This is a genomic window from Cupriavidus sp. SIMBA_020, assembly GCF_046535395.1.
Taxonomy (GTDB): Bacteria; Pseudomonadota; Gammaproteobacteria; order Burkholderiales; family Burkholderiaceae; genus Cupriavidus; species Cupriavidus campinensis.
In genome coordinates, this window is record NZ_JAWRWU010000001.1 from 401,458 (window position 1) to 421,414 (window position 19,957).

Sequence of the window (19,957 nt, forward strand, 5' to 3'; positions counted from 1 at the left end):
GTCGTAGTTCGCTTATTTCCAGTCGCCCCGCAAGGCCAGCACCATCTGCTGGAGCCCTTCCGCCGATGCGGCCTCGGGCGCCACGGGTTCCCCCACCACGAGTTCGAGCCGGCTCAGGATGCCGCGCCGGAACGGGCGCGACATGGCCACTCCGCCCTTGCGAGAGAAGAAGCTGCCCCACAGCCCGCGCAGCGCCATCGGCACCACGGGCACCGGCGTGCGGCGGATGATCTGCTGCACACCGCCCTTGAACGGGTTGATCTCACCGGTGGCCGTGATCTTGCCTTCGGGGAAGATGCAGACAAGGTCGCCGTCCTCGAGCGCGGCGGCCACGGCGTCGTAGGCGCGCTGGAGCATCTTCGGGTCCTCGTGCGCTGGCGCGATCGGAATCGCCTTGGCCTGCCGGAAGAACCACGACAGCAGAGGCACCTTGAAGATCCGGTGATCCATCACAAAGCGCACCGGGCGCGGGCTGGCTGCCATCAGCACCACGGCGTCGGCAAAGCTCACGTGGTTGCAGACCAGCACGGCCGGGCCCTGCTCGGGAATCCGGTCGGCGTTGATGCGGCGCAGCCGGTAGATCGTATGGACCAGAATCCAGGCGATGAAGCGCAGCAGGAACTCAGGCACCAGCGTATAGATATAGAGGGCCACCACGGCATTGAGCAGCCCCACCACCAGGAACAGCTGCGGGATGCTGTAGCCAGCCAGCGCCATGCCCACGCCGAGCAGCGACGCCGCGATCATGAAGAAGCTGTTCAGGATGTTGTTCGCCGCAATGATCCGCGCCCGGTGCGTGGGCACGCAGCGGGTCTGGATCAGCGCATACAGCGGCACGCTGTAGAAGCCGCCGAACATGGCCAGCAGGAACAGGTCCGCCAGCACGCGCCAGTGGCGCGGATCGTCCAGGAAGCCGCCGATGCCGCTCAGCGTGGCGCCGGCCGACTGGCCGTGGGTGGCCAGGTACAGGTCCACGGCGAACACGGTCATGCCGATGGAGCCAAACGGCACGAGGCCGATCTCCACGGTGCGCCCCGACAGCCGCTCGCACAGCAGGGACCCCACGCCGATGCCGATCGAGAACATCGCCAGCAGCAGCGTGACCACGTTCTGGTCCCCGCCGAGCACGTCCCGGGCAAAGCTGAAGAAGGCCGTCAGGAACGTGGCGCCAAGGAACCAGAGCCAGGAAATGCCGAGCAGGCTCAGGAACACCACCCGCCGCTCGCGCGCGAGCATCAGGTTGCGCCACGTCTCGGTCAGCGGATTCCAGTTGATGCGCAGGTCCGGCTGGGGCGGCGGCGAAACCGGCACGCCCTGCGACACCACCCGCCCCGCCACGGCGATCACCACGCAGGCGATGCCCACGTAGAGCGGCCCCACCACGGCGCCGTCGCGCATCACCCCGGCCAATTCCCCGCCGATCAGCGTGCCGATCAGGATGGCGACGAAGGTGCCCATTTCCACCAGCCCGTTTCCGCCCACCAGTTCCTGCTGGTCCAGGTGCTGCGGCAGGTACGCGAACTTCACCGGGCCGAATAGCGTGGAGTGCAGGCCCATCAGGAATGTACCAAAGTACAACAGCGGCGCACTGTGCCAGGCAAACCCGGCCAGCCCCAGCACCATGATGGCGATCTCGAGCGACTTCACGAGCCGGATCAGCCGCGATTTCTCGATCTTGTCGGCAATCTGGCCGCTGGTGGCGGAAAACAGGACGAAGGGTGCGATGAAGATGGCCGAGATCAGGAACGCCGCGCTGCGCGCATCGACGCCGTCGAACAGGGCCGTGTGATAGGTCACCAGCGAGGTGAAGGCGACCTTGAAGACGTTGTCGTTCATGGCCCCGAGGAACTGGGTCCAGAAGAACGGCGCGAAACGGCGTTCGCGCAACAGGCGAAACTGACTGTGCTGGCTTTGCGGGCTGTGTTGGCTCATGCAGACGGAAGCGGGCGGAGGTCGCTCGGCGGACTTCGTGGACCCCGGAACCCGCCGGGGCATCAGTTCGCCGCCATCATGCCAACAGTCTGGAGTGCAGGCAATAAAACTTCTGTTAAATCGCCCCCGGCCCCGCCCGCCCGGGCCCCGCCGCGTTCAGTCGGGCTTCCGTCGGGTTTCAGTCAGTCTTTTCCTCGGGCCAGTCGCGGATATAGGCCTTGAGCATGCGGTTCTCGAACCCCTGCTCTTCCACCACCGCCTTGGCCACATCGTAGAACGAGATCACGCCCATCAGCGTGCGGTTGTCGAGCACCGGCAGGTAGCGGGTGTGGCGCTCCAGCATCATGCGGCGCACCTCGTTGACGTCCGTTTCCGGCGTGCAGGTCAGCGGCGCATCGTCCATGACCTTGCGGATGCTGTGCGTGCCGAGCGTGCCGTGGTTGGCCGCCAGCGTCTCGATCAGCTCCCGGAAGGTCAGCATGCCGACCAGATCGCCGTATTCCATGACCACCAGCGAGCCGATGTCGTGCTCGGCCATGGTGTTGATGGCCACCAGCAGGGACGCATCCGGCGTGACGGTGTAGAGCGTGTTGCCCTTGATCTGCAGGATGTCGCTGACTTTCATGGTGGTGTCTCCGCTGCCCGGGTGTCTAGGCTGGTTCTGGTCTGTGGCCAGAGTTGGCCGATGCGGCGATCCTACCCAAACCGCCGTCTCTCGTAAAGGCGGCAAGTCTCAGCCAGTCTCATTGCGTTTTCAGAATCCTCCCCATTGCCAGGGCGGCGCACGGTGCTACGATGCCGGACGGAGACAACCTGCCGCCCACAACAGCCACTACAAGCGAACTCACCATGTCCGGTACCCGATTCGACACGCTGGCCCTGCACGCCGGCGCCGCCCCGGACCCCGCCACCGGGGCCCGCGCCACACCGATCCACCTGACCACCTCCTTCGTGTTCCGGGACAGCGAGCACGCCGCGTCGCTATTCAATATGGAGCGCGCCGGGCACGTGTATTCCCGCATCAGCAACCCCACCGTGGCGGTGTTCGAGGAGCGCGTGGCGGCCCTGGAGAACGGCGCCGGGGCCATCGCCACGGCATCCGGCCAGGCCGCGCTGCACCTGGCCGTGGCCACGCTGATGGGCGCCGGCTCCCATATCGTGGCGTCCACGGCGCTCTATGGCGGCTCGCACAATCTGTTGCACTACACGCTGCGGCGCTTCGGCATCGAGACCACTTTCGTCAATCCGCGCGACATCGACGCCTGGCGCGCCGCCATCCGCCCCGAGACGCGGCTGCTGTTCGGCGAGACACTGGGCAACCCGGGCCTCGACGTGCTCGACATCGAAACCGTGGCGCAGATCGGCCAGGACCACAAGATCCCGCTGCTGGTCGACTCCACCTTCACCACGCCCTACCTGCTGCGCCCGTTCGACCATGGCGCCGGCCTGCTGTACCACTCGGCCACCAAGTTCCTGGGTGGGCATGGCACGACGATCGGCGGCGTGCTGTCCGAAGGCGGCACGTTCGATTTCGAGGCTTCGGGGCGTTTTCCGGAGCTGTCGGAGCCCTATCCGGGCTTCCACAACATGGTGTTTACCGAGGAAAGCACCGTGGCGCCGTTCCTGCTGCGCGCCCGGCGCGAGGGCCTGCGCGACTTCGGCGCCTGCATGAACCCGATGGCGGCGTGGCAACTGCTCCAGGGCATCGAGACACTGCCGCTGCGCATGAGCCGGCACGTGGACAACACCCGCCGCGTGGTGCAGTTCCTGGCCGGGCACGCGATGGTCGAGTCGGTGGCCTATCCGGAGCTGGAGTCCCACCCCGACCACGCGCTGGCCAAGCGACTGCTGCCGCGCGGCTGCGGGGCAGTGTTCAGCTTCAACCTCAAGGCGAACCGCGCGGCCGGCCAGCGCTTCATCGAAAACCTGACGCTGTTCTCGCACCTCGCCAATGTTGGCGATGCGCGCTCGCTGGTGATCCATCCCGCCTCCACGACACACTTCCGCATGGATGCCGACGCGCTGCGCGCGGCCGGCATCGGCGAGGGCACGATCCGGCTGTCGATCGGGATCGAAGACCCGGATGACCTGATCGACGACCTGAAGCGCGGCCTGAAGGCTGCCGAGAAAGCCATGGGAGGAAAAGCCTGATGGAACTGACCGTCTCGGGCCACCCGGCCTATGCCTATACCGGCGGCAAGCCGTTCGATGCCGCCCTGCCCTGCGCCGTGTTCGTGCACGGCGCGCAGAACGACCACAGCGTCTGGGCGCTCCAGACACGCTGGTTCGCCAGCCATGGCTTTGGCGTGCTGGCGGTGGACCTGCCCGGCCACAACCGCAGCCAGGGCGCCCCGCTGACCCGCGTGGAAGACATGGCCGACTGGGTCATGGCGCTGGTAGCCGCCGCCGGCGTCAAGGTGCCGGCGCTGGTCTTCGGCCACAGCATGGGATCGTTGATCGCCCTGGAGTGCGCTGTGCGTCACCCCGAGGCCGTGCGCGCCATCGGGCTGCTGGCCACGGCCTATCCGATGAAGGTGTCTGATGCCCTGCTCGACGCCGCACTCCACCGCGAGGACGAGGCCATCGCGATGGTCAACCAGTGGTCGATCTCCAGCCTCGCCAGCAAGCCGTCATCCCCCGGGCCCGGCGCCTGGATGCATGGCGGCAGCCAGCGGCTGATGGAGCGCGTGGCGGCGCGCAACCCGGGCGCGCACGTGTTCCACAACGATTTCTCGGCCTGCAACGCCTACGCGCACGGCGAGGAAGCGGCCGCCGCCGTGACCTGCCCGGCGGTGTTCGTGATGGGGTCGAAGGACATGATGACGTCGCCGAAAGCCGCGCAGGCGCTGGCTGGCCGGATGCGCAACGCCACCCTGGTCACGGTGCCGAGCGGCCACGCGATGATGGGCGAGAAGCCGGACGAGGTGCTCGATACGCTGGCCGCCTTCGCGCGCAAGGTCGTGGCGAGCACCTAGACTGGAACCATAACAACACCGAACCCGGAGACGACCATGGCGCAAACCCACAGCCGCGAATTCGAGAGCTTTGCCGCGTTCTATCCGTATTACCTGAACGAGCACCGGGACCGGACCTGCCGCCGGCTCCATTTCGCGGGCTCGACGGTGGCGCTGGCCTGTCTGGCGGCGCTGGTGGTTACCGGCAACGCGTGGTGGCTGCTGGGTGCAGTGGTGTCCGGCTATGCGTTTGCCTGGGTGGGCCACTTCGGGTTCGAGAAGAACCGGCCCGCTACGTTCCGGCACCCGTTCTACAGCCTGATGGGCGATTGGGTGATGTACGCGGACATCCTGCGCGGGCGGATTCCGTTCTAGCCGGGAACTGGCCCGCGCGCCGGGGTCAGACCTGCCCGTGCCAGCCGGGCGGCACCACCTCGAGCGTGCGGCGCTGCGGGCCGCCTTCGTCCCCGGTATCGCCGCTGGCTCCCGGCGCCTCGTTGGCGGCCGGCGTCAGCAACTGCTGGCGGAACACGGCCTCGAGCGGCTGGTCCAGCTGGGGGTTGTCGAGCATCGACCGGAGCAGGTCCACGCCCTGCAGTTGCTGCGCCAGCGCCGTGCGCGGCAGGCGTGCCAGGTTCAGCACAAGGCGGTCGTACAGCGTGCGCAGCGTCACCTGGGACGGGTCGCAGAGCAGCGCCCAGTGCGCCTGCCCGCGATCCTGCTGGAGCTTGCCCACCAGGTGCAGGGTCTTGAGCTTGGCCAGCAGGCTGGCCAGATAGTCGGCCTCCATCCGCAGCTTGCGGCCCATGTCGAGTTCGCCCACGCTGCGCGGCACCTCGTCCCGGGCACGGTAGAGCAGCAGCAGGATACCCAGCGCGTCGAAGAACTCGCTGCCGGCGAAGGTGCGGCGGCGCCAGTGGCCTTCCCGGATCACGGGCAGGTTGGCGGCGATGGTCGCCCCGAGCAGCGTGACCAGCCAGCTCACGTACATCCACAGCAGGAACAGCGGCAGCACCGCGAAGGTGCCGTAGACCGCCGTGTAGGTCGGAATATGGGTGATGAAGTAGCCGAACACGCGCTTGGCCACCTCGAAGGCCACGGCGGCCACCACACCGGCCACGATGGCATCGCGCCAGTCCACATAGGCGTACGGCACGGCCATATAGAGGAAGGCGAAGGCCAGCGCCGAGAGCATCACCGGCACGGTGCTGACCATCAGCCCCATACCCATCGGCATGGATCCCACGTAGCCCATCGACACCGAAATCAGGTAGGAACTGACCGAGAGACTGGCGCCGATCAGCACCGGGCCCAGCGTCAGCACGGCCCAGAACACGAGCACCCGCTGCGCCAGCGGCCGGCGCCGCTTGACGCGCCAGATGGCGTTCAGCGCGTCTTCCACGGTCAGCATGGTCAGCACCGAGGTCACCATCAGGCCCGCCAGACCCAGCGCGGTCAGCCCGCGCGCGCTCTTGGCGAACTGGCCGAGGTAGCGCGAGACCGAATCGCTGATATTGCCGCCCGGAATCAGGTTCTGGAACAGGAAGGACTCGATCTGGCCCCGGAAGTCCCGGAACACCGGAAATGCGGCCAGCAGCGCGAACGCCACGGTCAGCACCGGCACCACGGCCAGCACGGTGGTGAAGGTCAGGCTGGCGGATACCTGGGGCAGGCGGTCCTCGCCGGCGCGGCGCAAGGCGTAGCGCGCAAGCGCGCGCACCTTCTGCAAATTCCACTCCCTGCGCAGGCGGGCGATACGTGCGGCGGTCATGCGGGGGCTAGCTCCTGAGTCTTATAGCGGGGCCCAACTATAATACGCGCATTGTTTCGCGGTGCCGGTCCGGGCCGCCCCCTCCCGATCCACGACTGAACACCCGACTCCGCGATACCTTGGCCGCCCTCCCCATCCTGGTCCTGTACTACAGCCGTCACGGCAGCACCCGCAAACTCGCCGAACTGATCGCCACCGGCATCGACAGCGTGCCCGGCGCCCAGGCGCGGCTGCGCACCGTGCCGCCGGTGTCCACCGTCTGCGAGGCCACCGCGCCCGACATCCCGCCCGAAGGCGCCCCGTACGCCGAGCTGCGCGACCTGGAGGAATGCGCCGGGCTGGCACTGGGCAGCCCCACGCGGTTCGGCAATATGGCCGCGCCGATGAAGTATTTCCTCGATGGCACCGTGGCGCAGTGGCTGTCCGGGGCGCTGTCCGGCAAGCCCGCCTGCGTGTTCACGGCCACCGGCAGCCTGCACGGCGGGCAGGAAACCACGTTGCTGTCGATGATGCTGCCGCTGTTCCACCACGGCATGCTGGTCATGGGGCTGCCCTATTCGGAACCCGGCCTGATGACCACCACGGCCGGCGGCACGCCCTACGGCCCGAGTCATTACGCCCACGTGGACAACCGCGGCCCGGTCACCGACCAGGAAGCCGCGCTGGCCACGGCCATGGGCCGGCGCCTGGCCGAGACCGCGCTGAAGCTGGCCGGAGGGTCACGATGACCGCTCCGATGACCGCCCGGCCCGTTGGCAGTGACGGCGACCTCCACAGCCCGGCGCTCTGGCGCGTCAGCGTGGCCAGCCTGCTGGCGCTGGTGGCGCTCTGCATCGCCTGGGAGTGGTTCCTCGCCCCGCTGCGGCCCGGCGGCTCGTGGCTGATCCTCAAGTTCGTCTTTCTGCTACCGGTGCTGCGCGGCGTGCTGGCGCGCAACCGGTACACGATGCAGTGGTCGTCGATGTTGATCCTGCTCTATTTCACCGAAGGCATCGTGCGCGCCACCAGCGACCGCGCGCCGTCGTCGCTGCTGGCCTGGGCCGAGGTGGCCCTCACGCTGGTGTTCTTCTTCAGCACCATCCTCTACCTGCGCCCGTACAAGCGCCGCGCGCGGGCACGGCAGCAAGCCATCCAGCCCCCCTCCCCCGACACCCGACCATGACCGCTCCGCACCTGGATTCGTTCCTCGACCTCTGCCGCGCCGCAGTCGGCCCGCAACACGTGCTGACCGAGGCCGCCGACAAGGCCCCCTACCTGACCGACTGGCGCCAGCGCTACACCGGTGACGCCGTGGCCGTGCTGCGCCCCGGCAGCACCGAGGAAGTGGCCGCGCTGGTCCACGCCTGCCACGCCCACAAGCTGGCCGTGGTGCCGCAGGGCGGCAACACCGGCCTGTGCGGCGGCGCCACGCCCGAGGCTGGCCCGGCCGCCGCGGCCGGCGTGGTGGTGCTGTCGCTGCAGCGGATGAACCGGGTGCGCCATGTGGACCCGCTCAACAACACGATTACCGTGGAAGCCGGCGTGATCCTCCAGCAGTTGCAGGATGTGGCGCGCGAGCATGGCCGCCTGTTCCCGCTGAGCCTGGCGGCCGAGGGCAGCTGCACGATTGGTGGCAACCTGTCCACCAATGCCGGCGGCACGGCGGTCCTGCGCTATGGCAACACGCGCGAGCTGTGCCTGGGGCTGGAGGTGGTGACGGCAAGGGGCGAGGTCTGGGACGGCCTGCGCGGCCTGCGCAAGGACAACACCGGCTACGACCTGCGCGACCTGTTCATCGGCGCCGAAGGCACGCTCGGCATCATCACGGCGGCGGTCATGAAGCTGTACCCGCTGCCCCGGGCGCGCGTCACGGCACTGGCGGCGGTGCAGAGCCCGCGCGCCGCGCTGGCGCTGCTGGCCATCGCCCAGTCCCACGCCAGCGCCATGCTCACCGGCTTCGAGCTGATGTCCGCGATGTGCATGGACCTCGTGCGCAAGCACTATCCGCAGTTGCGCTACCCCTTCACGGCGGCCACCGACGCCCATCCGCAGCTGGTGCTGCTGGAACTGTCCGACAGCGAGGGCGAGGCGCACGCCCGGGCCATCTTCGAGACGATGATGGAAGCGGCCTTCGAGGCCGGCGTGGTCACCGACGCCGTGGTGGCCGAGTCCGTGCAGCAGTCGCGCGATTTCTGGAACCTGCGCGAGCACATCCCGATGGCGCAGGTCGAGGAAGGCAAGAACATCAAGCACGATATTGCCGTGCCGGTCTCGCGCGTGGCGGACTTCATCGAGACCACCGACGCGCTGGTCCAGGACGCCTTCCCGGGCGCCCGCATGGTCACCTTCGGCCATCTGGGCGACGGCAATCTGCACTACAACGTGTCCCCGCCGGTGGGGGTGGATCACGAGCAGTTCCTGATCCATCAGGACGCCATCAACCTGATCGTCCACAACAGCGTGCAGTCGCACAACGGGTCGATCTCGGCCGAGCATGGCCTGGGCCAGCTCAAGCGCGAGGAGAACCGGCGCTACAAGAGCGAGGTGGAACTGGGGATGATGCGCGCCATCAAGCAGGCGCTGGACCCGCAGGGACTAATGAATCCGGGGAAGGTGCTCTGACCCGCCCGGGTCTTCATCGTCATCGGTATCATCCAGATCGGGCAGCGCGCCGGGGGTCTCGAACAGTTGGTCGCACAGCGCGCGGCCCTCGGCGGTCAGCCGGGCGGTGCCCCGCCCTGACTCGTCGATCTCGGCCTCGGCCAGATCGGCCTCGGCCAGTTGCGTCAGCACGCGCCGCAGCACGCTCATCTGCACTGCCGCGCGCTTGCTGAGGCGGGCCAGCGAGAGCGCCCCGCCGCCGGGCGCCCGCGCGGCCTGCCACAGGGCACCGAGGATGCCGGCCAGTACCGGATCGAGCGTGTCCTCATCGGCATTGTCTTCAGTTTGATTCATGCGCTTGTCTCCTTGCCGGGCGCCGCTTCTGCGAGCGACGTCACCAGTTTGCCCAGCGTCACCACGGCCGCTTCCACCTCGGCCGACCATGCGCTGCTGTAGTTAAGGCGGATGTAATGCGTGTACGTGGGCACCGGCGAGAAGATGTGCCCCGGCGCCACGGTAATCCGCCGCTCCAGCGCCGCGTGATACAGCGCCATGGCGTCCACGCCCTCGGGCAACTCCACCCAGAGCACGTAGCCGCCGGCCGGCCGCGACACACGCGTGCCGGCCGGAAAGAAGCGCCGCACCGCCGCCGCCATGATATTGGCCTGCTGTGCATAGGTCTTGCGCACGCGCCGCAGGTGGTAGTCGTAGCCGTCGTTCTTCAGGAATTCGGCGATGGCCAGCTGGGGAATCGCCGGCGTGGTCAGCGTGTTCAGGAACTTGAGCCGCTCCACCTGATCCCGGTAGCGCCCCGGCAGCGCCCAGCCGATGCGGTAGGCGTTGGTCAGCGTCTTGGAGAACGACGAGCAGTGCAGCACGATGCCAGCCTTGTCGTAGGCCTTCAGCGAGGTGGGATGCACATCGCCGTAGTACAGCTCGCCATAGACATCGTTCTCGATGACCGGAATGTCGCGCTCGGTGAGCAGTTTGACGAGTGCCTGCTTGCGTTCGTCCGACATCTGGAAGCCGAGCGGATTCTGGAAATTCGGCATGACCATGCAGGCAGCCACGGACCGCTCGTCGAACAGGCGGGCCAGCGCCTGCACGTCGATGCCTTCCACGGGGTCCGTCGCCACCTCCACGGCGCGCATGCCTAGCCGCTCGATGGCGTGCAGCATCGCATAGTAAGTCGGCGATTCCACGGCGATGGTGTCGCCCGGCTTGGCCACCGCCTGCAGGCACAGGTTGATGGCCTCGGTGGCGCCAATCGTCACGATGACCTCGTTCGGGTCCACCGCCTGGCCGTTTTCCAGGTAGCGCCGCGTGATCTGACGGATCAGTTGGGGCGAGCCGGGCGGCAGGTCGTCCAGCAGGCTCCACGACTCGTAGCGCTTGCCGATGGCGTTGGCGTACTGGATGATCCGCTGCCACGGGAACAGCTTGGCGTCGGGATAGGGGGAGCCGAGCGGGACGGCGTCGTCGGCACGGATCGAGCGCAGCGTGGACAGCACCAGCGCGCTCACGTCCACCGGCGACGGGCGGGCCGCCGGGCGGGTCGGCTGGAGGTCGATGGCCGGCTCGCCGGGCCGGGCGCGCACGAAGTAGCCGGACTGCGGCCGGCTCTCCAGCATGCCGCGCGACTCCAGCAGCAGATAGGCCCGGATGACCGTGGTAATGCTCAGGCGATGATGCTGGGCGGCCTGCCGGACCGACGGAATTTTCTCGCCGGGCAGCAGCACGCCTTGCTGCACCAGCGCCTCGATCTCGGCCGCGAGCTTTTCATACAGGGTCACACCGCCAACCTTTCGCCACGTCAGGGTTCATCGGAACGCTGGCGGGGGGGCGGGGTTGCCCTATTCAGTCACCGTGGTCACCGCGGCCGCCGCTGCCAGCGGCTCAGATCGTAATACGGATTGGGATTGTCCGGGCGGCGACGTGTATTCGACGAAGCCTTCCTGACGGCAGAAGCTCAGCAGCCGCAGCCCGGCCTGCTCGGCGATGCGGATGGCGAGCGAGGTGGGCGCCGAGATCGTCGCCAGCATCTGGATATGCATGCGCGCGGCCTTGCGCACCAGCTCGTAGCTGGCGCGGCTGGAGAGGAACACGAAGCCCTCGTCCATCACCACGCGGCGCCGGGCCAGGTGGCCGATCAGCTTGTCCATGGCGTTGTGCCGCCCCACGTCCTCGAAGGCGTGGAGCACCTCGCCATCGGGCCCGCACCAGGCAGCGGCATGCACGCCGCCGGTGGTGCGCATCAGCATCTGGTGGGCCGGCAGGCCGGCGGCGGCGCGCTGGATGACCTCGCGCGACGGCACGATGCGATGGCGCGGCACCGGCATCGGCACGGGCTGGAGGTCCAGCAGTTGCAGGCTCTCCACGCCGCACACGCCACAGCCGGTGCGGCCGGCCAGCGAGCGGCGGCGGTCCTTCAGCGCCATGAACGCCCGCTGGCTGATTTCGATGCGGACCTCGATGCCGCTCATGCCATCCAGGCCATCGGTCCCGCAAGCCGGCTGCACCTCGACATCGTAGATCTCCTTGATACTGTCCACGATGCCTTCGGTCAGCGAGAACCCGACCGCGAACACTTCCAGGTCCAGCGGCGTGGCCATCATCACGGCATGGGAGATGCCGTTGTAGACCAGCGCCACCGGCACTTCCTCGGCTACGTAGTCCAGGTCGACCGTGCGGGCGTCGCCCTTGTGACGGGCGACCTGCCGCTGGGCGTAGCCCAGTTCCGCCTCGCTCATGCCGCTGCTTGCGCCGACGTTTGCACCGAGGCGGCCCGGGCCAGCAGCACCGGGATCGACTTCGAGGTGGGCGTGCCCGAGCGGTCGCCGATGCTTTCCAGCGGCACCAGCGGATTGGTTTCCGGGTAGTAGGCGCCCAGGCAGCCGGCCGGGATGTCGTAGTCCACCAGCAGGAAGTCCCTGGCATGGCGCGTCACACCGTCTTCCCAGACGCTGGTGATGTCCACGCGCTCGCCCTCGGCAAACCCCAGCCGCGCGCGGTCCGCCGGGTTGATGAACACCACCCGGCGCAGGCCGAACACGCCGCGATAGCGGTCATCCAGCCCATAGATCGTGGTGTTGTACTGGTCGTGCGAACGCGTGGTCATCATCACCAGCAGGTCGTCGCCGTAGCGGGCGCGGGCGCGCTGGATCGGGGTGTCCTTGTCGATCGCATGGACCAGGAACTGGGCCTTGCCGGACGCGGTGCGCCACACGCGGTTGCGCGAGGCCGGCGTCAGGTGGAAGCCACCCGGCTGCGCCACGCGCTCGTTATACCGCTCGAAGCCCGGGATAACCTTTTCGATGGCATCGCGGATGCGCGCGTAGTCCTGCGCGTACCAGTGCCAGTCCACCTTGTCCGAACCCAGCGTGGCGGCGGCCATGCCGGCCACGATGGCGGTCTCGGACCGCAGCTCCGGCGAGGCCGGCTTGTTCATGCCGTAGGAGATATGGACCATGCAGACCGAATCCTCGACGGTCACGCCCTGCGCCACGCCGTTCTGGAGGTCGATCTCGGTGCGGCCGAGGGTCGGCAGCAGCAGCGCGTCCTTGCCGATCACGAGGTGGCTGCGGTTCAGCTTGGTCGCGATATTCACGGTCAGGTCGCACTGGCGCAGCGCTTCCCAGGTGCGCGGCGTGTCCGGCGTGGCGATCGAGAAATTGCCGCCCAGGCCGATAAACACCTTGACCTTGCCGGCCAGCATCGCGTTGATGGCGGCCACCACGTCCTGGCCGTGCGCGCGCGGCGGCTCGAAGTCGAACGCGGCGCCCAGGCGGTCCAGGAATGCCTCGTCCGGCTGTTCCTCGATACCCATCGTGCGGTCGCCCTGCACGTTCGAATGCCCGCGCACCGGCATCAGCCCAGCGCCGGGGCGGCCGATATTGCCGCGCAGCATCATCACGTTGGATAGCAGCTGGATGGTGCTGACCGAGTTTTTGTGCTGTGTAATGCCCATGCCCCAGCAGGCGATGGTGCGCTCGCTCTTGACGTAGACGTCCGCCAGCGCGTCGATGTCCTCGCGCGGGACGCCCGATTCGGCCACGATGTCGGCCCACGATTCGGCGCGCAGGTCGGCCGCGAAAGCCTCGAAGCCGGCCGTGTGCTCGGCCAGGAAGTCCACGTCCACCACGCGCTTGCTGCCCGTGGCGATGGCTTCGTCATCGAGTTCGATCACGCGCTTGCCGAGGCCCTTGATCAGCGCGAAGTCGCCGGCCAGCTTGGGGCGGACGAACATCGTCGCAATCTTGGTGCTCTGCCCGGTCACCATCTCGGAGACGTGCTGCGGGCTCGTAAAACGCTGAAGTCCGCGCTCCTTGAGCGGGTTGATCGACACGATGGCCGCGCCACGCTTGGCGCAGTCGCGTAGCTCGTTGAGCATGCGCGGGTGGTTCGTCGCCGGATTCTGTCCAAAAACGAGGACGGCGTCGGTCAGCTGGAAGTCGTCCAGCAGCACCGTGGCCTTGCCCACGCCCACCGTCACCGGCAGGCCACGGCTGGTGGCCTCGTGGCACATGTTCGAGCAATCCGGAAAGTTGTTGGTGCCGACCATGCGCACGAACAGCTGGAACAGGAAGGCGGCCTCGTTGCTGGCGCGGCCCGAGGTATAGAACGTGGCGGCGTTGGGGTCGTCCAGCTGGTTCAGATGCCGGGCGATCAGCTGGAACGCGTCCTGCCAGGCCACCGGCTGGTACTTGTCGGTGGCGGCGTCATAGACCATGGGGTGGGTCAGGCGGCCGTGCTGCTCGAGTTCGAAATCGGACTGGGCCATCAGCGCCGTCACGGTGTGCTCGGCAAAGAACGCGGGGGTCACACGCTTGCTGGTGGCCTCGGCGGCCACGGCCTTGACGCCGTTTTCGCAGAATTCGAAGGTCGAGGCGTGCTGGCGGTCAGGCCATGCGCAGCCGGGACAGTCGAAGCCGTCCGGCTGGTTCTGCTTGAACAGGGTCTTGTACTTGCCGCCGGCAACCTTCTCCTTGATCAGGTTGACAGCGACTTGCTTCAGGGCGCCCCAGCCGGCGGCCGGGTGCGTGTAGGGGGCAACATGCCCCTTCTCTGGGGTAGGGATACTCATCGGGGGCGACTCGCAATCAAGTGCTCGGAGCGCGGCCCGGTTATCCGTGATGTCGGCGCATCCGCAGCGATTAATGCAGACTAGGCGCGATTGATGAGTGAAGGGACGTACAGAACACCTGCGCGCGGAAGAGTACAGTTTGCGCCATCGCGGTGCAGCAATGCAAAACTGTACTTAGGTGTTAGCGGGCGCTACCCCGGTATGGCACGCCTGTATTGGATCGGCTCAGTCCGGCTGCTGCGGCGTGCTGCTGAGGATGTCTTCCAATTGTGCGCTCATCGGGATGTTCAGCCGCTCCCCGGTGGGCAGCCGGCTCAGGAACCACTGCCTGTAGAGCCGCTCCAGTTCGCCCGTGGTGATGAGGTCGCGCACGGCGCGGTCCACCACCGCCGCGAACTGCGGATCGTCCTTGCGCAGCATGATCCCGTAGGGGTCGTAGGACAGGAAATCGCGCGTCACATCGAACTGCTTGCCCGCGCCGGACTTTGCCAGGAAGCCGTAGAGCAGCACGTCGTCGCCGGCGTAGGCATCGGCGCCGCCGTGGCGCAGCACCTCGAAGGCATCGGCATGGTCGCGCGCCCGGATCACCTTGAGGTTCAGGGCGAAGCGGGTGGAGAGCTTCTCCAGCGCATCGGCATTGGTCGTGCCGGCGGTGGCCACCACGGTCTTGCCCTTGAGGTCGCGGAAGGTCTTGATGGCGGAGCCGCGCGGCACCATCAGCTTGGTCCCGGCGATAAAGATCACCGGCGAGAACGCCACCATTTTCAGCCGCTCGGCGTTGCGCGTGGTGGAACCGCATTCGAGATCGACCTTGCCCGAGGTGACGGCATCGAAGCGGTTTTCCGAGGTCACCGGCACCCACTGGATGGCGAGGTCACGCCCCACCTCCGCCGCTGCGGCCTGGACGATGGCCGTGCAGACGTCGATGGAATAGCCGATCGGCCGCCGCGCCTGGTTCAGGTAGGAGAACGGCAGCGATGATTCCCGGTAGCCGATGATCAGGCTGCCGGTGTCCTTGGCCTTGCGCAGCGTGCCGGATAACTCGCCGGTGTCCTGCGCGACGGCGGCGCCAAGACAGGCGAGCCAGCACACGGCCGCCGCCGCCGCGCCGGCCAGCCACCTGGGCGCACCCCGGGACAGAAGAGAAGGACGGGGGATGGACATGGCATCAGGCCTGTGCGGTCCCCGGCTTGTGCAGTGGTGGCCCGCCGCCTTCGTCCACGCCGCCCTCGCTACCTTCACCCCGATCCCCGAGCGTGGATTCGCTCGACAACTGCCCTTCCCACTTCGCCACCACGGCCGAGGCAATCGAGTTGCCCACGGCATTGGTGGCCGAGCGGCCCATGTCGAGGAACTGGTCCACGCCCATGATCAGCAGCAGCCCCGCCTCGGGGATGTTGAACTGGTTCAGCGTGGCGGCAATCACCACAAGTGACGCACGCGGCACCCCCGCCATCCCCTTCGACGTCAGCATCAGCAACAGCAGCATGGTGATCTGGGTGGCCAGCGGCAGGTGGATGTCGTACGCCTGGGCGATGAACAGCACGGCGAAGGTGCAGTACATCATCGACCCGTCCAGGTTGAACGAGTAGCCCAGCGGCAGCACGAAGCTGGAAATCTTGCGATTCACGCCGAAGCGGTCCAGCGCGTCGAGCATCTTCGGATACGCCGCCTCCGAACTCGCCGTGGAGAAGGAAATCAGGAACGGCTCGCGGATCAGCCGGATCAGGGAGACGATGCGGCGGCCCAGGAACGCCCAGCCGGCCAGCGCCAGCAGCGCCCACAGCACGAACAGCGACAGGTAGAAGCTGCCCATGAACTTGGCGAAGGTCAGCAGGATGCCCAGCCCCTGCGTGGTCACCGTGGAGGCAATCGCCGCGAACACGGCCAGCGGCGCCATCCACATCACGGCGCCGGTGATCTTCAGCATCACCTGTGCGAGGTCTTCGATCACCCCGGCCATGCGCGCGCCGCGCTCGCCCAGCGCGGCCAGCGCCGTGCCGAAGAAGATCGAGAACACCACGATCTGCAGGATCTCGTTGTTGGCCATGGCCTCGGCCACGGATTTCGGCACCAGATGCGCGATGAAGTCCTTGAGCGTGAAGGCGTTGGTCTTGAGATTGGTGGCGGCGCCCACGTCGGGCAGCGGCAGGCCGATGTTGATGCCGGGCTGGAGCACCGTGGCCATGATCAGGCCCAGCGTCAGCGACACCAGCGAGGCCGTGATGAACCACGCCAGCGCCTTCACGCCCACACGGCCCACGGTGCTGGCGTCCCCCATGTGGGCGATGCCCATGACCAGCGTGGAGAAGACCAGCGGCGCGATGATCATCTTGATCAGCCGCAGGAAGACATCGGTGATGACGGAGATGTAGCCGGCCACATCCTTGGCCAGCTTGGGGTCGGGAAAGGCCGTGTGGCACGCGTAGCCGACCACGCCGCCCAGGATCATCGCAATGACGATGTAGGTCGTGATACTGGACTTCTTGCTCATGACGACTCCTTGGGCTGCCGCATCGAACAGGTCCTGCGCCGGGGCCGGCACTTAACGATAGAACGCGGATGCGAAATGCCCAAATACGAAGTCACGCGGATGGTGCATGTGGACCGGACAGCACCCGGCTACCGGGTATCAGGAACCGGTCGCTGCCCCATCCAGACGTCGAGATAGCGCGCCATCAGCGCGCGATCGAGCCGGGGAAAGGCCAGCCCGCCGGCCACCGCCAGGGCGCGAGCCGTATGCGTGGCGTCGTAGCGCGGCATGCCCTCGTAGACTTCCCAGCGGGTGAGCCGGCCGTAGACCGGTTCCGTCAGCAACGGCAGCAGCGGCCGCAGCGGATTGCCTGCCAGATCGGCCGAGTCTGCCAGCCGTTGCAGCCAGTCGGCATACGGCAGTGACTGCAGCGGATAGCCGCAGGCGCGCAGCATGCCGAAGAACGCGAAAATCGCCTCGCTGACCCCGGGCCAGCGCAGCAGGTCGCGCAGCAGGAACGCGCCGAGGAAGCCGGTCGCGCCGGTGAGGAAGACCCGGCCCCCGCCCGCGCCGCACCACGGCGCCGGCGGGCCGAATACTGGGCCCGATACGGGACCGGACACGAGGCCGATATCGTCGGGCAGCCGGGCATCGGCCAGCAGGCGCGCACGCTCGGCTGCGCCGCTGCCCGCCTGGGCCTCGTCACCCCCGCCCTGCCCGTGGCGCTGGAGCCAGGTGGCCAGCTTCGCCGGCGTCGGGGCGTCGTAGAGGGCCTGCACCGGCAGCGGGCGGCCCAGCCGCTCGCCGAGCAGCAGGATCAGGCTGGCGGCCTGAAGCGAATCGCCGCCGAGCGCGAAGAAGTCGTCATCGTCGGCCACGCTGTCCAGATCGAGCGCGCACCGCCAGGCATCGCGCAGCATCGCCTCCGTGGTTCCCCGCACCGCCATCGCTTGGGGGTGCGAATCATGGAGCGAATCATGGAGCGGGTCATGGAGCCGGTCACGGAGCGCGCGCCGGTCCACCTTGGCCAGCGTGCCGTCCGGCCGCCACGCGCCGAGATCGCCGGTCCGGTACAGCCTCAGCGGCCTGCCTTCGGCCAGGTGATCGACCTCGACAAAGCGCTCGCGCGTCAGCGCAGGACGCTGCCAGTACCCACGCGCCAGCCCCGCGCCGCCGAGATGGATCTCGCCGATCTGGCCTGGCGACACCGGCTGCCGGTCGCCATCGAGCACATGGACCACGGTGTCGTCGATGGCCTGGCCGATCGGGATCGCGCCGGTCTCTGCGTCATGCAGCGTGATGGCGTGACAGGTGGCGAAGGTCGTGCATTCGGTCGGGCCGTAGGCGTTCAGCAGCCGGGCCGGCGGCGCGCTGCGCAATACCGCGCCAATCGCCTGGGCGTTGAGCGCTTCGCCGCCGACCAGCAGCGTACGCAGCGTGGCGAACGCATCGGGGCACGCGTGCACGGTATGGTTGAACAGCGCGCTGGTGATGAACATCGTCGTCACGCCTTGCGCGCGCAGGCTATGCCGGAAAGTGGCGGGGTCGATACAGGTCTGCCCGGGCAGGAACACCACGGTGCCCCCGTTCAGCAGCGCCCCCCAGGTCTCGAACAGGGCGGCGTCGAAGGTGGGATTCGCGATGGCCGCGATCCGGTCGTCGGCATTCAGCGATACATAGCGCGGTTGCCAGGCCAGCCGCACAATGCCACGCGCCAGGATCTCCACGCCCTTCGGCTGGCCGGTGGTGCCCGAGGTGTAGAGGACATGGGTCCGATGCGCGAGACCCGCTGCCGGCATGGCGATGCTGCCGGCGGCCTCGGCCCCCGGCGTCAGGTAATCGGCCGGGCAATCGGCCGGGCAATCGGCCACCGCGCCCAGGCGGGCGCGATCGCCGGCCGTCGACACGGCGATCCGCACGTCGAGGTCGTCCAGCATCAGGCGAATCCGTGCGTCGGGCGCATCGGGATCCAGCGGCAGGCAACTCCCGCCCGCGCGGACCCGGGCATCGAGCGCGGCATAGGACACGTGCCGCCCAGCCGTAGACCAGCGCGATGGCGTCAGGCCGCTGCCTGACCCGACGGCGGAACCATGCGTCCAGGCCACTTACCTCGGCAGATGCATCCATCTTCGCCCCCTGGCAATTCAGGCCAGCGAGTATAGATCCGCTTCGGCTGCATGATCGCGACCTCTGCGGTGTCAGTCACGCCGCAGTCATGCACGGCGCAGCGGCTGACAAGGAGAAGAATCAGTGCACCCGGGTCGGTGTGGCGGATGGCGCCGGCGCCTCGCGCGGCGCCGCGTGCTTGAGCGAGCCGTAGCGGTTGGCGTAGAGCCAGGTGAATTCCGCCCCCAGCAGGAAGATCTGCGCGGAGTAGTAGACCCACATCAGCAGCACCACCAGCGAGCCGGCCGCGCCATAGCCGGACGCCACCCCGCTCTTGCCGATGTAGAGCCCGATCAGGAACTTGCCGATGCTGAACAGCACGGCGGTGACGGTGGCGCCGAGCCAGACGTCCGGCCAGCGCACGGCGGCGTGGGGCATGATCTTGTAGATCATGGCGAAGACGACGGTCACCAGCGCCACGCTGACGAGCAGGTCGAGCGCATGGCCGAGCAGTTCGCCGTCGAACAGCGGCCCCCACACCCGCCCCAGCGCCGCAAGCCCGGCGCTGGCCAGCAGCGAGACAATCAGCAGGAAGCCAATGCCCAGCACCATCCCGAAAGACAGCAGCCGCGCGCGCAGCAACGCCAGAATGCCGGACGCCTTCTTGCGCTCCGGCACCTGCCAGATACGGTCCAGTGCGCTCTGTAGTTCGGCGAACACCGTGGTGGCGCCAATCAACAGCGTCACCGTGCCGACCAGCGCGGTCAGCGTGCTCAGACCGGGGTCGCTGAGCGCGAGGAGCATGTTCTCGATGGCCGCCGCGCCTTCCGCGCCGATCAGCCCGGTGAACTCGCTCATCACCGCGCCGCGCGCCGCCTCGGCACCAAACACCATGCCGGCCACCGAGATCACGATCAGCAGCAGCGGCGCGATCGAGAACACCGTGTAGTAGGCCAGCGCGGCGCCCATGCTGGGCGCGTAGTCGTCCATCCACGCGGTCACGCTGTCGCGCATCAGGCCGTAGGCCTGACGGAGGGAGATGGGTCGCCAGCGCATCG

The 19,957-nt window shown here is 67.8% G+C and carries 17 protein-coding genes; 6 read left to right on the forward strand and 11 right to left on the reverse strand.

Features of this window, described 5'->3' with window-relative positions; genetic code table 11:
• Positions 1-12: 12 nt before the first annotated feature.
• Positions 13-1,932: an MFS transporter gene (locus SB751_RS01830; protein WP_410747746.1), complete on the reverse strand. Its 1,920-nt coding sequence runs from the start codon at positions 1,930-1,932 to the stop codon at positions 13-15.
• Positions 1,933-2,110: 178 nt separating this feature from the next.
• A complete protein-coding gene (locus SB751_RS01835; protein ID WP_092292758.1) occupies positions 2,111-2,557 on the reverse strand; it encodes a CBS domain-containing protein in 447 nt (148 codons plus the stop codon).
• 224 nt (positions 2,558-2,781) lie between these two features.
• Here SB751_RS01835 and SB751_RS01840 point away from each other — a divergent pair, with 224 nt between their 5' ends.
• Genes SB751_RS01840 through SB751_RS01850 form a run of 3 tightly spaced genes read left to right on the forward strand, consistent with a single transcriptional unit; the run spans position 2,782 to position 5,261 of the window.
• Complete coding sequence (locus tag SB751_RS01840) at positions 2,782-4,083, forward strand: O-acetylhomoserine aminocarboxypropyltransferase (RefSeq protein ID WP_144195908.1); 1,302 nt, start codon at positions 2,782-2,784, stop codon at positions 4,081-4,083.
• A complete protein-coding gene (locus SB751_RS01845) occupies positions 4,083-4,907 on the forward strand; it encodes an alpha/beta fold hydrolase (protein ID WP_211942939.1) in 825 nt (274 codons plus the stop codon). Before SB751_RS01840 ends, SB751_RS01845 begins: the two co-directional genes overlap by 1 nt.
• A gap of 36 nt (positions 4,908-4,943) precedes the next feature.
• On the forward strand, positions 4,944-5,261 hold the full coding sequence (locus tag SB751_RS01850; RefSeq protein WP_144195912.1) for an Mpo1-like protein: 318 nt from the start codon (positions 4,944-4,946) through the stop codon (positions 5,259-5,261).
• A gap of 25 nt (positions 5,262-5,286) precedes the next feature.
• Here SB751_RS01850 and SB751_RS01855 read toward each other — a convergent pair whose 3' ends face one another.
• Positions 5,287-6,657, reverse strand: a complete 1,371-nt coding sequence (locus SB751_RS01855; RefSeq protein WP_144195914.1) for a YihY family inner membrane protein — start codon at positions 6,655-6,657, stop codon at positions 5,287-5,289.
• A gap of 119 nt (positions 6,658-6,776) precedes the next feature.
• Here SB751_RS01855 and wrbA point away from each other — a divergent pair, with 119 nt between their 5' ends.
• The 3 genes from wrbA to SB751_RS01870 are packed head-to-tail and all read left to right on the forward strand — an operon-like array spanning position 6,777 to position 9,258.
• Entirely contained in the window at positions 6,777-7,385 is a 609-nt protein-coding gene (gene wrbA / locus SB751_RS01860; protein WP_244844592.1) for an NAD(P)H:quinone oxidoreductase, read from the forward strand.
• Positions 7,382-7,819 carry a DUF2069 domain-containing protein gene (locus SB751_RS01865; protein ID WP_244844590.1) on the forward strand — a complete coding sequence of 146 codons (438 nt, stop codon included), beginning with the start codon at positions 7,382-7,384 and terminating at the stop codon, positions 7,817-7,819. The genes wrbA and SB751_RS01865 overlap by 4 nt, the downstream gene beginning before the upstream one ends.
• Positions 7,816-9,258: an FAD-binding oxidoreductase gene (locus tag SB751_RS01870; RefSeq protein ID WP_144195916.1), complete on the forward strand. Its 1,443-nt coding sequence runs from the start codon at positions 7,816-7,818 to the stop codon at positions 9,256-9,258. The genes SB751_RS01865 and SB751_RS01870 overlap by 4 nt, the downstream gene beginning before the upstream one ends.
• Here the strand turns inward: SB751_RS01870 and SB751_RS01875 are convergent.
• From SB751_RS01875 to SB751_RS01910, 8 genes are all read right to left on the reverse strand, one after another.
• The gene (locus SB751_RS01875) at positions 9,232-9,591 is read right to left on the reverse strand and encodes an ArsR family transcriptional regulator (RefSeq protein WP_244844589.1); all 360 of its coding nucleotides are present in this window, start codon (positions 9,589-9,591) and stop codon (positions 9,232-9,234) included. The genes SB751_RS01870 and SB751_RS01875 overlap by 27 nt on opposite strands.
• Complete coding sequence (locus SB751_RS01880) at positions 9,588-11,030, reverse strand: PLP-dependent aminotransferase family protein (protein WP_144195918.1); 1,443 nt, start codon at positions 11,028-11,030, stop codon at positions 9,588-9,590. The genes SB751_RS01875 and SB751_RS01880 overlap by 4 nt, the downstream gene beginning before the upstream one ends.
• 60 nt (positions 11,031-11,090) lie before the next feature.
• Positions 11,091-11,987: a formate dehydrogenase accessory sulfurtransferase FdhD gene (gene fdhD, locus SB751_RS01885; RefSeq protein ID WP_144195920.1), complete on the reverse strand. Its 897-nt coding sequence runs from the start codon at positions 11,985-11,987 to the stop codon at positions 11,091-11,093.
• Entirely contained in the window at positions 11,984-14,320 is a 2,337-nt protein-coding gene (locus SB751_RS01890; protein ID WP_144195922.1) for an FdhF/YdeP family oxidoreductase, read from the reverse strand. Before SB751_RS01890 ends, fdhD begins: the two co-directional genes overlap by 4 nt.
• Before the next feature lie 225 nt (positions 14,321-14,545).
• A complete protein-coding gene (locus SB751_RS01895) occupies positions 14,546-15,484 on the reverse strand; it encodes an amino acid ABC transporter substrate-binding protein (RefSeq protein ID WP_144195924.1) in 939 nt (312 codons plus the stop codon).
• Positions 15,485-15,488: 4 nt separating this feature from the next.
• Entirely contained in the window at positions 15,489-16,814 is a 1,326-nt protein-coding gene (locus SB751_RS01900; RefSeq protein WP_244844587.1) for a dicarboxylate/amino acid:cation symporter, read from the reverse strand.
• A 128-nt stretch (positions 16,815-16,942) separates the two neighbouring features.
• Entirely contained in the window at positions 16,943-18,820 is a 1,878-nt protein-coding gene (locus SB751_RS01905) for an AMP-binding protein (protein ID WP_410747747.1), read from the reverse strand.
• A 220-nt stretch (positions 18,821-19,040) separates the two neighbouring features.
• Positions 19,041-19,955, reverse strand: a complete 915-nt coding sequence (locus SB751_RS01910) for a YihY/virulence factor BrkB family protein (protein ID WP_144195928.1) — start codon at positions 19,953-19,955, stop codon at positions 19,041-19,043.
• Positions 19,956-19,957: the final 2 nt, after the last annotated feature.

Bases quoted from the DNA above. Each gene is read 5' to 3' on its own strand.
- fdhD (WP_144195920.1), bottom strand. From the start codon at position 11,987: ATGAGCGAGGCGGAACTGGGCTACGCCCAGCGGCAGGTCGCCCGTCAC.
- SB751_RS01835 (WP_092292758.1), bottom strand. From the start codon at position 2,557: ATGAAAGTCAGCGACATCCTGCAGATCAAGGGCAACACGCTCTACACC.
- SB751_RS01830 (WP_410747746.1), bottom strand. From the start codon at position 1,932: ATGAGCCAACACAGCCCGCAAAGCCAGCACAGTCAGTTTCGCCTGTTG.
- SB751_RS01840 (WP_144195908.1), top strand. From the start codon at position 2,782: ATGTCCGGTACCCGATTCGACACGCTGGCCCTGCACGCCGGCGCCGCC.
- SB751_RS01900 (WP_244844587.1), bottom strand. From the start codon at position 16,814: ATGAGCAAGAAGTCCAGTATCACGACCTACATCGTCATTGCGATGATC.
- SB751_RS01865 (WP_244844590.1), top strand. From the start codon at position 7,382: ATGACCGCTCCGATGACCGCCCGGCCCGTTGGCAGTGACGGCGACCTC.
- SB751_RS01845 (WP_211942939.1), top strand. From the start codon at position 4,083: ATGGAACTGACCGTCTCGGGCCACCCGGCCTATGCCTATACCGGCGGC.
- SB751_RS01910 (WP_144195928.1), bottom strand. From the start codon at position 19,955: ATGCGCTGGCGACCCATCTCCCTCCGTCAGGCCTACGGCCTGATGCGC.
- SB751_RS01870 (WP_144195916.1), top strand. From the start codon at position 7,816: ATGACCGCTCCGCACCTGGATTCGTTCCTCGACCTCTGCCGCGCCGCA.
- SB751_RS01895 (WP_144195924.1), bottom strand. From the start codon at position 15,484: ATGTCCATCCCCCGTCCTTCTCTTCTGTCCCGGGGTGCGCCCAGGTGG.
- SB751_RS01875 (WP_244844589.1), bottom strand. From the start codon at position 9,591: ATGAATCAAACTGAAGACAATGCCGATGAGGACACGCTCGATCCGGTA.
- SB751_RS01850 (WP_144195912.1), top strand. From the start codon at position 4,944: ATGGCGCAAACCCACAGCCGCGAATTCGAGAGCTTTGCCGCGTTCTAT.
- SB751_RS01890 (WP_144195922.1), bottom strand. From the start codon at position 14,320: ATGAGTATCCCTACCCCAGAGAAGGGGCATGTTGCCCCCTACACGCAC.
- SB751_RS01855 (WP_144195914.1), bottom strand. From the start codon at position 6,657: ATGACCGCCGCACGTATCGCCCGCCTGCGCAGGGAGTGGAATTTGCAG.